Raw genomic sequence first — 13777 nt, forward strand, 5'->3', positions numbered from 1 at the left:
AAAAATATCTGTGCTTCCCCAATCAAAACTATAACGTTTTAGTTTTTTTGAGGTTAAGTGCCGAAAATTCAACAACTGAGAATTTATAATACTTTTGCTCAGACTCTCATTCCTCTAAATTTGAGAATACAGAAATTCTGAGTCGGAGAAAAGGGAAAAATATCCGTGTTTCCCCAATCAAAACTATAACATCTTAGTATTTTAGTCTTATGTTCAGAGAAAGTGATGAGTATTGAGAAAATTATTGTCCCGTTGGATGTTCCTACTGAAGCAGCAGCGATCGCCTTAATAGACAAATTACCTGAAATAATCTGGTGGAAGGTTGGTCTAGAATTGTTTGTAAGTTGTGGCCCTGAGATTCTCTCAATTCTTGAACAACGTCAGAAAAGGATTTTTCTAGATTTAAAGTTCCATGATATTCCTAATACTGTTGCTGGAGCTTGTCAGTGTGCTGCTAGTTATGGTGTTGATTTATTAACTATCCATGCGACTGCTGGTAGAGTGGCTTTGACTAGAGCGCAGGAAGCTGTTGTGGAAGGGGCAAAAGCTACAGGCCAAAACCCACCAAGGTTAATAGCTATTACTATTTTGACGAGTTTAACATCTCGTGATGTAGCTTTTGACCTAAAAATTCCTTTAGAGTTGCCGGAATATGCTTTGCAGATGGCATTATTGGCTCAGGAATCTGGCTTAAGTGGGGCGGTTTGTTCTCCTCAAGAGGTGGAACAGTTGAGGCGGGTTTGTGGAGATGATTTTGTCTTAGTTTGTCCGGGAGTAAGGCCAACTTGGGCAGAGGCAGGAGACCAGAAGCGATCGCTAACTCCTGCTCAGGCCATTAAAGCTGGTGCTGATTATCTTGTGATTGGCCGACCTATTACTACTGCTGCTGACCCCAAAGAGGCTTTGGAACGTATTTGTCAGGAAATTGAAGGAGATTAGAAACAGGGGAGTTTGGCGTTCAGTTATTAGTTATCAGTTATCAGTTCCTCTGACTTCAGCGATATATCAATAACACAGTTAATTTAAGGTCAAAACCTTATGCAGTAATGTTTTTACCCTATTTTTAACCTATTTTTTCCTCAAGTCCCGTTAGAATAAATTTGTTATTCTCACAGATTAGGTTAAACGGTTGAAAAATTTGATTTGTAAATTCTTTGGAAAAATTGCTGAACAGTAAATTATTTTCAGACATGATAATTGTCAAGGAGTTATCAAAATGAAAATCCTAAAGCCGAATGTTATTTTTTTTGAAAATATTTATTTCTATAATCACGATTATTAGTACAGTTAGTGACGATTTATTTTTACCTAATTCTATATTTGTTACTATCAACAATCAAATAATTGTGAGAAGGAGAAAACCTAGACGACCTAGAAGACAAATAAGAGAACAAATCAAACCTAGTCAAACACCGAAAAAAAAATCTACTTGCCCTGAAAATTCTGATAATTTAGAAATTATAGTGGCAGCCTTAGTGTTAGATTTACCTAGTTATGTTAATCGAGAAATTCAACGCGATCGCCTGCCAAATGAGGATTATTTGAAAAGGAATATAGTTATTGCAGGTCGTCCTGAATTTGAACCTTTACCGATAGATGATACGCCTTTTAGAAAGGAAAATATTAATCAAATTTTTCTCACAACTTTAGAAAGACAATATCGAGATAGTCAGGTAGTAGAGTTACAACAATTTCATTGGTTATTTATGAGGCAAAATCAGACACAATGGGAATTAGTTAATATGTTTTCTATAGAAGAAAGTTTACCAGAAAATATACCGCCCCAACCAGAAGATAGTAGTAATGGAGTATTTGCTAAAGGTATTAGAGCTTGGTTAAAAGGATGTTATTTTCAGGGAAAAGGAAGAATAGAGCAAGAAAGAGGAGGCAGATTAAAGAAGGAATAATTGGATATAAATTATTAATACAGTAGGTTTGTTTGAGGCAATCGTTTATCGAAGGCACAGACTAACAGCAATGTGGATACTCTCCAAAAGCAATAGCCTAAGATCGTTCTAATTTTCTTTCCGATAATGCAATATTCCCCATTGAATTAAGCCACTTTTACCCATTTCACCACAGTCTAATAACCGTTGCTTTTTTTTATTAAAAAAGTATTCACTCCATAGTTTTTCTTCAGCTTGAATTTTTTCCATTTTTTGCAACAGTTGTAAGTAGTTCAGGGGAACATTATCTGTTAATTCAATAATTTGAACTTCAGACATTCCAATTTCCTTGGCAACTTTTCTATACTCATCTATATGCAAGAAATATACTTTGTGAATTCCTCCTGTATACCAATTAGTTACTTTATTTACATCTGCTTCTGAAGGGCGATCGCCAGTGAAGAAATAGGTACAAATCAAAAATTCACCGCCTTTGACTAAAACTCGATGTGCTTCCCGAAAAGCTTGTAGTTGAGTATCGCTGTAGAAAAAAGAATCTTGCGCCCAAGCTGCATTAAATGTAGAATCAGGAAAGGGTAAATTTTCAAAACTACCTTGGTATACATTAATTAGATGGCTAAATTTTTGTGCTTGATTACGTTTAATATTAACTGCATTTTGCTCTTCGCTAAGATTTAAACAAGATACTTGACAACTATATTTTTCAGCTAAGTATCTTGCTGCTCCACCATACCCAGAACCTAAATCAAGTAAGTGACTTTTACTATCTATTTTTAATAGAGATGCCATGTATTCTGTAGTTCGTTTCTTGGCTATATGCAAATCTTCATCAGGATGTTCAAATATAGGGCAATGAGTATGTTCCCCTGATACTCTTTGGTAAAACAAATCCATATCTTTGCTATTAAAGTAATCTTGATTAAAGCTATCAATTACTGAAAAATTTGACATTAGTTTATTTAGAGATAATATTTACAATTTTGAATTTAGAATTTAAAATGTTGAATTTATAATTCAAGGTATATTTACCAATTCTGAATTCTATTTTGATATAACCTGATACGTCCAGACTTCTAAAATTGTATCCGAATTTGTATTAGGAAGGGAAAAATATTTCTGCCCACGTTCTAAAAACTGCCATTGACTAGATAATTCTAATACAGTCATTTTTCTTTGGAAATCTTGGTTAATTTCATAGAAGTCAGGACGCATGGTAAAAATAATATAACCTCCTGGTTTAGTAATACGAATCAACTCATCAAAAGCAGAACTTGGAGCATGATTATAAGTAAATACACCAACACAGATAACTGCATCAAAAAAGTTAGTAGAAAAATCTAAAGTTTCTCCTAAAACTTGCTTGTATAGATGAGTGTAAACATTTTTATGACGTGCTTTATTCAACATTCCCTCAGAAATATTAATCCCCACTAAATTAGTGTAGCCATAGTCATATAGTAGTTTACCAGCCAAACCTGTACCTGAACCAGCATCTAAAATTTTGCTATTTTTCGGAACATATTTGAGTACAAAATCTGCTACTTTTTCCGGCGATAAATAATCAGCATCTCGGATTAAATCTTGCTCATATTCATCTGCCCATATATCATAGTTTTTCGTAAGTTATTGATTATTATTAGAACTGTAAACTTGAGTTACTCTCTCTTTAATACCCATTTTTTTCCTAAGATTATTCTATGATAATTCAGGATTTATAATCTAGAATTTAGAATTAAAAAAGGTAAATTTACTAATTCAGAATTCTATCCTGTAAATTTACCAATTCTCAATTCTCAATTCTCAATTCTATCTTGTTATCGTTTTAATTTGTTACCACGAATTCCTTCTTGGAGAAGCTTACTGACAACTCCTTTGTCTGGAAAGAAACTATTTCTGTCCAGGGATACTTGCTCAGGATTAGGAGAACATTTTTTCATTTCTTCTAACAGTAATTCTGCCCCATCTTCTGGACTGTAGAAAGTTCTTTCAGGATAAAGCAAACTATTACCCCGTGCTAAAGTTCGATCGATTTTTCCTTGAATTGCTGATAACTTACCCCTTCCATGAATAGTAGCTGCTCCCTTAACTGGGTAACAATATTTGTCTTGTTCATATTGAGGATTCCAATCGATGGATAATCCCGAACCATTGAGAGCTAAATAAACTTCTCCTGGAGATAGGGAAACCTCCAAATATGTATCAGACAGTTGCTGACTTCCCAAAAACTTAATCATGCGATTGGTAAACTCTACAACTAAGTTTCCATTTGGATTAGAAGATTGAAATGTAGATTTAGCTCTGAATAAATAACCACCATAACTTGGGTCTTTTTCTAAAAGTGGAGTTTCATAGACACCTCGTTTAGCATCTCCACCCAATACACCCATCACAAAAGAAAACTGGGGTTTAGTTGCTTGCTCAACTATCCATTTGACAAATTCTTCGGGAGTTTGCTCTGCTGGTATTAACTCTTGGAAAACTGCCAACCAGTCGTGATAAATTGGTAACTCTGGAGATGGAATCCGGAAAATAGCCTCTACAGGAATAAAACCTGTTGGTTCTCGATTAGGATTACTAATACTCAGAAAAACAATAATCAGAGGTACATTAGTCTGCTCATTCCAGTAACCATCAGTATGTTGCTTAATAGAACCTCCTCCATATCCAGCATTAACATCATATTTATCTGGATCGGGTCGCATGGTGTGCATCGTGGAGTTGAGGTCCATATCTAAGTCCATCCAGGGAAATTGATTGTGAAGGCCACAAATAGCCCCCAATAGTAGTTTGGGCAAAACCAATTTAGCTGAATATTTCTGGATTTCTTCCCAAGTATTTAAGTGTTCAGGAATCCTAAATCCATTTGGGGAAATCAAATCAGCAGTATCTATATCCAAAAACAGGTCGTCTGGCAGAATTTTAATTTTTTGAACGTAGGGAATAAAATTATCATTGCCTTCTTGGCATTTACTAGCCGATGAAAACAATTCCCGATAAGCTTTGAAGCATTTTAAAGCCTCTTGTTCTCCATTTTCTTCTAGGATTTCGCTAATAGCATAACTTAATTTTTTCAGAACAGTCAGATTACAATTTGGATAATAACCCTCTTGTTGGGATAGGGAAAGTTTTGTCCCTGCATATTTCATCCGAGGGTCGAACTCTTGGAGATCATAGCCTTTACTTGCCACATCTATTAAATAATCAGCGATCGCTCTTTGTGTCTCAGGCTTTAGTTCTATAATATCTAACTGCTTTCTCATCATATTTAGATTCCTTCAATCAAAATAGATATAGATGTTCTTTTTAGGATTGCTGATTTGAGGTATTAAACTTAACTTTGGGTAAATTTTCAGCCAAAGTAAGAGTGTTGCACAGTGAGGAATGATTCTGGATTTTGGATGTTTAAAGGGTACAAATTTGGGGATTACTAAAATGATTAGTTAATGGTTTTTTTTAGTCAAATTCCAAACCAATTTTTTGCACTATCATTCCATAATCTGCAACTCCAAAGTAAGAGTAAAAATTACACCTATTTCTTCCTCTAAAGTCACCGAAAAACTCCTATTTACCTACTTACTGACTTCTGAATCCTGTGAAATAATACATTTATTCAGCAACACCATTTTCTTTTTCGCATTAAAATTGTATGAATTCTTATAGACTTTGGTCAATTTGATTTAACGCCTGACTTATCAGCTTTTCTCCCTTCTCTTCCGTCTTTTGGCGATCGATTTCTTGAGGAGAACTTTCTACAATAGCCTGTGGTAAACTCACAGAGAATCGTATATAACAATCTTCTGGTTTTCCCATTGGTACTGCGTTAACTTTAGCTTCCAGCAATAACCATAATCCCACATCTAAGCTCGTATTGATTTGATTTTGAGAAAATAGCGATCCAAAATCGAACTTCCCTTCAACTAGAGTTCGTATACGTTCCAGAAAATCTACACTTACCTTTAAACCCTTTAAGTGAGAAAAGTTTGTATAAAGATACATTCCTGCTGGTGGAACAAAACTTGCTGGTCGATGATTAAAAACTTTCAAGAGGCCATGTTTTTCAAATATAGAATTTAGTCCCAAAGCTAATTGATTCAAGCGACTAGCGTAGAGCTTACCCGCCCATTTTAGGGTATTGTGTGGATCTGGTTGAATTATTGCGCTTAAGGCTATTTCTCCTAAAGCATTAGAACTAATAACAGTTGCTTTTTGAGTAGTTCTCAAAAATTCCAGCAACTTAGTATTTTTGGTAGCTCCCATACCTAACAATAAGCCTCCTACTCCTTCTTTTGATAAGGTACAAATGATGAAAAATGATTCCATCAATTGCTCCAGAGAATATCTCTCCGAGCTTTGGGCTAAATTTAGTCTTTTTTGTAATGTTGCTCCCAGGGTGGCATATTCATGGCTATCTTGATGATGAAATAATGGGACATAAGCATCATCACTCAAGACTAATAGTGGTGTCCCTCCTACTTTTGTTCGTCTATCAACTTCTACAATTAAGGTATCAATAATTGTATTCCAGTCTGCTTCAGTCAGAACAGCACCAGAGGGATTATTTGGATAATTGAAGACTATCATTTTGGCATCTGGATAATTTTCAAATGCTGTTTTAATTGCTTCTGGTTTTGGCTTCCAATTATCTTCTTCTTTTGTAGGAATAATTACTCTTTTCCCACCAGCTAATTCTATAGGTTGTTGGTATTGGGGAAAGGTAGGTTCGATGAGAAGTACAATATCCCCTGGATTTAGAATTGTTGTACAAAGGCAGTAAAATAGGTGGGTAAAACCTGATGTGATGTTAATTTCTTGACTGGGGTCAAATTCTAAACCATAGCGCTCTTGAAAGTATTGAGCTGCATCTTTTCGTGCTTTGGGTGAACCATAGTGTGGTACGCGGTAAAGAGATATATCTATTGACCTAGCTTCATTAATAGCTAATTGAACTCCAGGAATTAATCCGTGACCAGGAGAACCACTTCTAAAGCTAATAACATTATCACATTTACTTCCTAGTGCAGCAAATGTTACAAAAGGAGATGCTGGTAAATTCTCAACTCTTGCAGAAATTTGGCTCATTTTGACTACCCAAACTTGAAAACTATTTCAAATTAACTATATCAATCTTATGTAATAGTATTTCTCAAAAACTTTTCTACATTTTCTTGAGTAGGGGAGTAAGTAATAGCATTTCTCAAAAAGAATGCTATACCCGATCGGGTGGGTCCGTGTGGTCCGTGTGGTCCGTTTGGGGGTAGGGACTTTGCATAACAAAAATGCGTTTCATGTCGCGCAGCGTTTTTCATGTTGGCGACAGCCTAAACGAAGTTTTGCGCCAGCTAAACGTCCGTACAACATAAGAATAATAAACATTAACTGGGCTATTTTTAGCAAAAAAGTGATTTACTCTGTGTTAATTACTTAATAACTGAAGTGCGACATAAGTATAGCAATGCTTTTGGGAATTGGTATAACTGGGGGAGAAGTAAAAACATCAATAATTAATATCATGTCCGGTTGAATAGTTATAAATAAAAATGGAGTCAGGAGGGAAGAGGAGGGAATTTTAAGGTATAAGGAGGAGAAAGTTTTTTTATCGCTAATTATCCGGACATGATATAAGAGATTGAATGTATCAGGAAATATAAAAAGGAGATAGGGAATAGGGAATAAGGATGAAGAAATCAAGACAACTATTTATCACTTAAAAATCTAGGAATATATGTACTTTTCCACCTCTCTATCTAGCAGATTTTAATCTCTTTAAGTCTTACTCCTTTTAGATTTTAGTCACTATTTGCTCTCTTAATACTAGATTTTACAAGTATTATCTAAAAATACTAAATTTTATATGTCTATATATTTTACTTTTTCCAAGTATTCTATTCTATATTTTTGTACTTTTTCTGTTGCTCCTTGGCTACTGTAAAATGTTTTTACAGCTTAATATTAATCTTTTAAAAGCTCGAAAAATTGTCGTCAGACTTACCCAATTTCCAGTATTTTAATCGAGGATTTAGAGATGAATACTAATAGTTTTTTTTTGGTGAAAAAACTGCAAATTTTCCGCTTACTAATAGGTACAAAAAGAGGTACAAAAAGTGATATTTTTTAGCAGATAATAGAAAAAAAACAGAGTAAAAATTATTCCTCCTAAATCCTCTATAATTCTCATTTATCCTGACTCCTACCCTCACCTATAAAACTTTTTCACTGGACTTTAGTTATTACTTAAATATGGCTATTTTAAAAGTAAAATTTAAACCAAATTCTAAACAACAAAGTGTTGAAGCTGAAGCAGATGGCAGTTTAAAAGTATGTTTGAAGTCTCCTCCTGTAGATGGTAAAGCTAATCAAGAATTAATTAAACTATTGGCAAAAAAGTTTGATGTGAAAAAGTCAGAAATTACAATTAAATCAGGTTTATCTTCCAAAAATAAATTGATTGAAATTTCTCTGCCAGAAACTTAGCTAGTTAGCATTCAGCCGTCAGCTAGCCTCCAGGGTCTTCAACAATTAATAATTAATAACTAATAATTAATAATTAATAATTACCTCTCCTTGAAAACGGATAGGATTGACTAATAATGAAAAATTTTTTCTGATCAAGGGGAGATTGGATATGGCGTTTAGCGTTCCGCACAACGCACGTTTTTCATGTCGCGCAGCGAAACGCGGAGCGACTTGAATTGCGTTTCGCTTTCCTACGGAATAATTGCGCAAACGCGACATGAAACGCGGCTCTGCACTCTTCGGGAGACTTCGCCATCCCATCCTAGGTCATGCTCCGCAAACGACCGCTTTTTTCCCCTTAAAAGGGGAGGCGCATACCCACAATTTCTCGGTAACTACGTTAACAGCTATCAGCGATTATTGATTAATTAATTAATTTTCTTTATAGAAAGAATTAGTATTGAGAGATTGATTGATAATTACAATTAAAAGTAAGGATAAGATTTACTCAGTTCACTTTATCAGTGCTTGATTAATTCAAAAGTAGCAGAGCTAATCGCTAATAGCTGAATGCTTAACTAAAGGTATAATATTATCTTTCCTTGACTAAAAGACTTTGTTCAAAAATCTATATAATTACTATCACTTTGAAGCTCTTCTAACTTTTGTTTAACTGCCTGAATATCTTGCCACATTAACCACTTTGGTTTGCCTGGTTCCCTAGAAGGGTTACGCAAAAGATAAGCTGGATGAAAAATAGGCATACAAAGTCGCCCCTCCCACTCCATCCATTGACCCCGAATTTTAGTAATACCTCGCTTATCACCAGTCAAAGCTTTAACTGCTGTTGCTCCAGTTAAGAGAATAATTTTCGGTTTGACAAGACGTATTTGCTCTAATAAATAGGGTTTACAAGCTTCTATTTCTTTCAGAGTAGGAGTCCGGTTTTCCGGTGGCCGACATCTAATAGCATTAGAAATATAAACGTGGCGATCGCTACTCAGCTCCACAGACTGCAAAATTTTATCTAGCAGTTGCCCAGATCTACCCACAAAAGGCAGACCTTGTTCGTCTTCATTTTGACCAGGTGCTTCTCCAATAATCATAATTTCTGCCTGGGGGTTGCCTCTACCAATAACAGCGTTAGTCCGGTTTTCCCCTAGTTCACATCTATGACATTGGTTACAATGAACAGCTATTTGCTCCATTGTTTGATATGTTCCTAATGGAATAGGAATTTTCGCATTTGTGGGAATGAGGCTAGAGTCGGAGTCAGAATCTACCTCTGATTCTGAAGAGTCATTATTATTTGACCAGTCAAAGAGACTGAGTTGTTTTTCGCTAGACATAATTAAAGTTAAAAGTTAAAAGTTAAAAGTTAAAAGTTAGATTTGATTGAAACTTTAACTGATAGTTAGAGGGAAGTCAAAAGTTAGAAGTAAGATTCGATCGAGATTTTAACTTACAGTTAGAGAGAAGTTAAGAGAGTGAGTTTTTTTTTTGCTAGACATAATTAGGGAAGTCAAAAGTTAAAAGTTAAAAGTTAAAAGTAAGATTTAATCGAGACTTTAACTGACAGTTAGAGAGAAGTTAAGAGAGTGAGTTTTTTTGCTAGACATAATAGGGAAGTCAAAAGTTAAAAATTAAAAGTTAAAAGTAAGATTTAATCGAGACTTTAACTGACAGTTAGAGACAAGTCAAAAATTAAAAGTTAGATTTAATCGAGACTTTAACTGATAGTTAGAAGGAAGTTAAAACTCAAAACTCAAAAGTAAATAGAAAGTCTCAAGTTCAAGGCTATTAGTTAAAATGTAACTATAAAGTAGATTGTAGGTGAGGTTGAGGAACCCTAGCTTGGTTCCTGTAAGAGTAAACTAATTAAAGACTTGCTGGTGTTAAGTTTTACTATCGTTCTACCCAACCTAGATTTTTAGGCGTTTCAGTCCAGTACCAGTAGTTGGAGGGCAGAATTATGTCATCTATCCATATCTTTCGCGATCGCCCTGATGCCGGAGAAAAATTGGCCAGAGTTATTTTGTCCAACTTTTGCCATGAAAAGTTGACCAGAGATTGGCCATTAAACCCGATTGTTTACGCTTTGCCAAGAGGAGGGTTGCCAGTAGCAGTGCCAGTTGCTCGTCGGTTGGGTTGTCCATTAAGTGTGGTGGTGGCGAAGAAAATTACTTTACCGTCTAATCCAGAATTAGCTCTCGGTGCTATAACGGCAGATGGTTGTATAGTTTGGTCAAAGCAGAAACCACGGAGTTTACGAGTTCAATATGCTCTGATTGAAAAAGCACAGGAAAAAGCTTTATCTCAATTAGAAAAGCTGAGTGCTGGAAAGGCTGAAATTAGCTCTCTAGATAGGTTAGTAATTTTGGTTGATGATGGAATAGCTACAGGAATGACGATGATAGCTGCAGTTAAGTCTATTCAGTTACAGAAACCGAATGCTGTTTGGATCTGTGTACCAGTTGCACCACCAGAGTTGCTTCAACCTTTGAGAAAATGTTGCGATCGCTTGATTGTTTTGGAAACTCCTAACCCATTTCTAAGTGTGAGTAGATTTTATAATGAGTTTGCTCAGGTGGAAACTGAGGTTGCTTTGGCTTGTTTACAGCAACAAGGGGAGTGGTTATAGCTGAAGTCAGAAGTCAGAAGGCGCGAAGTCAGAAGGCGCGAAGTTAGAAGGCGCGAAGTTCAATTCGCAGCACGGACTATATTTGATAAGAGCGAGAATGTCCGCGCCAGTAATGGCGACTGCTATATAGGAAGGAGGATTCATTAATGGATAATGGATAATTGATAATTACAAGAAGCTTAAAACCGTTACGGAATTGAATATAAGGAAATTCAAGAGCATTTTTCTCAAGGGGAGATTGGATATGGCGCACTTCGGAGCGGCTCTGTTAAGAGCGGGAAACCTCGCCATCCAAGGACTGCTTTTTCCCCTTGAAAGGGGAGGCTAATCAAGCTGAATTATTTAATTAATAATTATTAATTATTAATGATTCGGTAAAAAGGAGCCCAAATTTCTGAATAGTTTTACAGATGATTTTACAGTAACTATCTTTTTTGAATTTGGTATTTTCTCAGTTCTACATATTAATTCTCAGTGTTTATAGTTTGGCAGATTTAATTTGTTGAGGATAAAATTTTCAATAAAAAAGGAGGAAGAGAGAAAAAACTATTTTGTGTTATCTTAATCCTTAGCTCAAGTATCAAAGTATATTTTTTGTTCCTTGTTATAGCACTACAAAAAAGTGTTAGGAAATTGATCAAAGTGAAATCTTTTACAGCCAATAGTTTTGATTTGAGCTAATAGCTGAATGCTTAAAGCTATACCTATTCTATTATAACATAAAAAACAACATGACTAACAAAATAGAAGCTGAAAATTTTATTCAAGATTTGGCAAAAGTAGCGGAAGTTCGTGCTAAGGTTGCTGATAGTTTAGGAAAAATTTATGAGACTTTAGAAGTAGCAGAATTAGCAGGCAAACAAAGTTCTGGTGAGTTGGGTTTAGCCAGAGAAATAGAGGATATTAAAGTTGCTAGTAAAAATCTCCGAGAGGGTGTATTTCGATTAATGGTTTTGGGAGATATGAAACGGGGTAAAAGCACTTTTTTAAATGCTTTAATTGGTGAAAATATTCTTCCTAGTGATGTTAATCCTTGCACGGCTTTATTAACTATTTTGCGCTATGGAACAGAAAAAAAAGTAACGGTTCATTTTAATGATGGTAAAAGTCCTGAAGAGTTAGATTTTAAAATTTTTAAGCGCAATTATACTATCGATCCGGCAGAAGCGAAAAGATTAGAAAAGGAGAAGAAACAAGCTTTTCCTGATGTTGATTATGCTGTGGTTGAATATCCTCTGGCACTATTAGAAAAAGGTATAGAAATTGTTGATAGTCCGGGATTGAATGATACTGAGGCAAGGAATGAATTATCTCTGGGATATATTAATAATTGTCATGCTATTTTGTTTGTGATGAGGGCAACTCAACCTTGTACTTTGGGAGAACGTCGTTATTTAGAAAATTATATTAAAAATAGGGGTTTGACGGTATTTTTTCTGATTAATGCTTTCGACCAAATTAGAGAAAGTTTGATTGACCCAGATGATGGGGAGGAGTTAGAGGCAGCAGAGTCAAAAGTTAGAAAGGTTTTTCATGCTAATTTGGCTGAATATTGTGTTGTTGATAGTAAAGATATTTATCAAAAAAGGGTATTTGCAATATCTGCTTTGCCTGCTTTGCGACGGCGGATAAAAGATAATTTTGCTTCTCTAGAGGGAACGGGTTTTCCGGAGTTTATGGGTGCTTTGAATAATTTTTTAACTAAGGAAAGAGCTGTTCAAGAATTTCGACAAGCTCAGACTTTAGCTAGTCAAGCTAATAGTCATGTTCGGGAGGCGATCGCTAGAAGAAAGCCTTTGTTAGATGAGGATGTAAATGAGTTAAAAGCTAGGATTAATTCTGTGGAACCGGAGTTTAAAAAACTTACAGAAATTCGCGACCAATTTCAAAAGGAAATTAGAACGGTTCGGGATAAGAAAGCTAGAATTGTAGCTGATTCTTTTCGCTTTTATGTTTTAAATTTAGGTGATACTTTTGAGGCTGATTTTTTGCGTTATCAACCAGATTTAAACTTTATGGATTTTCTGAATAAAGAGAAACGAGAAGGGTTTGAAGTAGAACTAAAAAAAGCGTTTGAACAATATATTAATGATAAATTAGCTGCCTGGACGATAACTGTGGAAAATGAAATGGATGCAGCATTTTTAGAACTATCAAGAATGGCTGCTCATTATGGTGCTTCTTACACTAAAGTTACAGATAAAATTACTGAAAAAATTACTGGGAAAAAGGTTGATTCTTTCAACAGTTATGGTGAAGAAGATGACTCTCCCACTTGGGCAAAATGGGCGATGGGATTATTTTCTTTAGCTAGAGGAAATATTGCTGGAATGGCAATGGCTGGAGCTGGTTTTGATTGGAAAAATATTTTATTAAACTTAGTTACTGTGGCTGGAATAGGAACAATTATTGCCACAATAACTGGCATAACTTTAGGTCCGGTTGGTTTAGCATTATTAGGTTTAGGAGTGGGAGTAATGCAAGCAGACCAAGCCAAAAAACAGTTAGTTCAAGTAGCTAAAAAGGAGTTGGTAAAACATTTACCTCAAGTTGCTCAAGAACAGTGGCAACCAGTCTATGATGCAATTAAAGAATGCTTTGATAGTTATGAGCAAGAAGTAAGTGAAAGGATAGATGATGATATTCAATCTCGCCAGAGTGAATTAGATAATTTAGTTAAGCAAAAAGAGGAACGAGAAATTAATCGTGGAGAAGAATTAGCGAGGTTTGAGCAGTTAGAAACTGATGTGTTATCCGAGTATGAAAAAATTGAGAA

At 35.2% G+C, this 13777-nt stretch carries 10 protein-coding genes; 5 read left to right on the forward strand and 5 right to left on the reverse strand.

Going from position 1 to position 13777, the window contains the following annotated elements:
- Positions 1 to 225 precede the first annotated feature (225 nt).
- A complete protein-coding gene (pyrF, locus tag F6K22_RS12630) occupies positions 226 to 939 on the forward strand; it encodes an orotidine-5'-phosphate decarboxylase (protein ID WP_293097865.1) in 714 nt (237 codons plus the stop codon).
- A 296-nt stretch (positions 940 to 1235) separates the two neighbouring features.
- Positions 1236 to 1907 (forward strand): hypothetical protein, encoded by a 672-nt coding sequence (locus F6K22_RS12635; protein WP_293097867.1) that lies wholly within the window; start codon positions 1236 to 1238, stop codon positions 1905 to 1907.
- A gap of 108 nt (positions 1908 to 2015) precedes the next feature.
- On the opposite strand, the gene F6K22_RS12640 is transcribed toward F6K22_RS12635, so the two are convergent.
- The 4 genes from F6K22_RS12640 to F6K22_RS12655 all read right to left on the reverse strand — a co-directional run bounded on the left by F6K22_RS12640 (position 2016) and on the right by F6K22_RS12655 (position 6986).
- The gene (locus tag F6K22_RS12640) at positions 2016 to 2858 is read right to left on the reverse strand and encodes an SAM-dependent methyltransferase (RefSeq protein ID WP_293097870.1); all 843 of its coding nucleotides are present in this window, start codon (positions 2856 to 2858) and stop codon (positions 2016 to 2018) included.
- A gap of 90 nt (positions 2859 to 2948) precedes the next feature.
- Positions 2949 to 3512, reverse strand: coding sequence for a class I SAM-dependent DNA methyltransferase (locus F6K22_RS12645; RefSeq protein ID WP_363273440.1), 564 nt, complete (start codon positions 3510 to 3512; stop codon positions 2949 to 2951).
- A 209-nt stretch (positions 3513 to 3721) separates the two neighbouring features.
- Entirely contained in the window at positions 3722 to 5170 is a 1449-nt protein-coding gene (locus F6K22_RS12650; RefSeq protein WP_293097873.1) for a hypothetical protein, read from the reverse strand.
- A 391-nt stretch (positions 5171 to 5561) separates the two neighbouring features.
- The gene (locus tag F6K22_RS12655) at positions 5562 to 6986 is read right to left on the reverse strand and encodes a pyridoxal phosphate-dependent aminotransferase (RefSeq protein WP_293097876.1); all 1425 of its coding nucleotides are present in this window, start codon (positions 6984 to 6986) and stop codon (positions 5562 to 5564) included.
- Between the two features lie 1158 nt (positions 6987 to 8144).
- Here F6K22_RS12655 and F6K22_RS12660 point away from each other — a divergent pair.
- Complete coding sequence (locus F6K22_RS12660; RefSeq protein ID WP_293097878.1) at positions 8145 to 8378, forward strand: DUF167 domain-containing protein; 234 nt, start codon at positions 8145 to 8147, stop codon at positions 8376 to 8378.
- Positions 8379 to 8980: 602 nt separating this feature from the next.
- Here the strand turns inward: F6K22_RS12660 and F6K22_RS12665 are convergent.
- A complete protein-coding gene (locus tag F6K22_RS12665) occupies positions 8981 to 9709 on the reverse strand; it encodes a uracil-DNA glycosylase (protein ID WP_293097881.1) in 729 nt (242 codons plus the stop codon).
- A 623-nt stretch (positions 9710 to 10332) separates the two neighbouring features.
- Here F6K22_RS12665 and F6K22_RS12670 point away from each other — a divergent pair.
- Positions 10333 to 11001: a phosphoribosyltransferase gene (locus F6K22_RS12670; RefSeq protein ID WP_293097884.1), complete on the forward strand. Its 669-nt coding sequence runs from the start codon at positions 10333 to 10335 to the stop codon at positions 10999 to 11001.
- A gap of 731 nt (positions 11002 to 11732) precedes the next feature.
- Positions 11733 to 13777 (forward strand): dynamin family protein (locus tag F6K22_RS12675; protein WP_293097887.1); only part of this gene is annotated, 2045 nt, incomplete at its 3' end.

Source organism: Okeania sp. SIO2F4 (genome assembly GCF_010672385.1).
In the GTDB taxonomy this organism is placed as follows: Bacteria; Cyanobacteriota; Cyanobacteriia; order Cyanobacteriales; family Microcoleaceae; genus Trichodesmium.

What these genes read in the sequence shown, in the direction of transcription:
- F6K22_RS12665 (WP_293097881.1), bottom strand. Translation starts at nt 9,709, where the DNA reads ATGTCTAGCGAAAAACAACTCAGTCTCTTTGACTGGTCAAATAATAAT.
- F6K22_RS12670 (WP_293097884.1), top strand. Translation starts at nt 10,333, where the DNA reads ATGTCATCTATCCATATCTTTCGCGATCGCCCTGATGCCGGAGAAAAA.
- pyrF (WP_293097865.1), top strand. Translation starts at nt 226, where the DNA reads ATGAGTATTGAGAAAATTATTGTCCCGTTGGATGTTCCTACTGAAGCA.
- F6K22_RS12640 (WP_293097870.1), bottom strand. Translation starts at nt 2,858, where the DNA reads ATGTCAAATTTTTCAGTAATTGATAGCTTTAATCAAGATTACTTTAAT.
- F6K22_RS12660 (WP_293097878.1), top strand. Translation starts at nt 8,145, where the DNA reads ATGGCTATTTTAAAAGTAAAATTTAAACCAAATTCTAAACAACAAAGT.
- F6K22_RS12655 (WP_293097876.1), bottom strand. Translation starts at nt 6,986, where the DNA reads ATGAGCCAAATTTCTGCAAGAGTTGAGAATTTACCAGCATCTCCTTTT.
- F6K22_RS12650 (WP_293097873.1), bottom strand. Translation starts at nt 5,170, where the DNA reads ATGATGAGAAAGCAGTTAGATATTATAGAACTAAAGCCTGAGACACAA.
- F6K22_RS12635 (WP_293097867.1), top strand. Translation starts at nt 1,236, where the DNA reads ATGTTATTTTTTTTGAAAATATTTATTTCTATAATCACGATTATTAGT.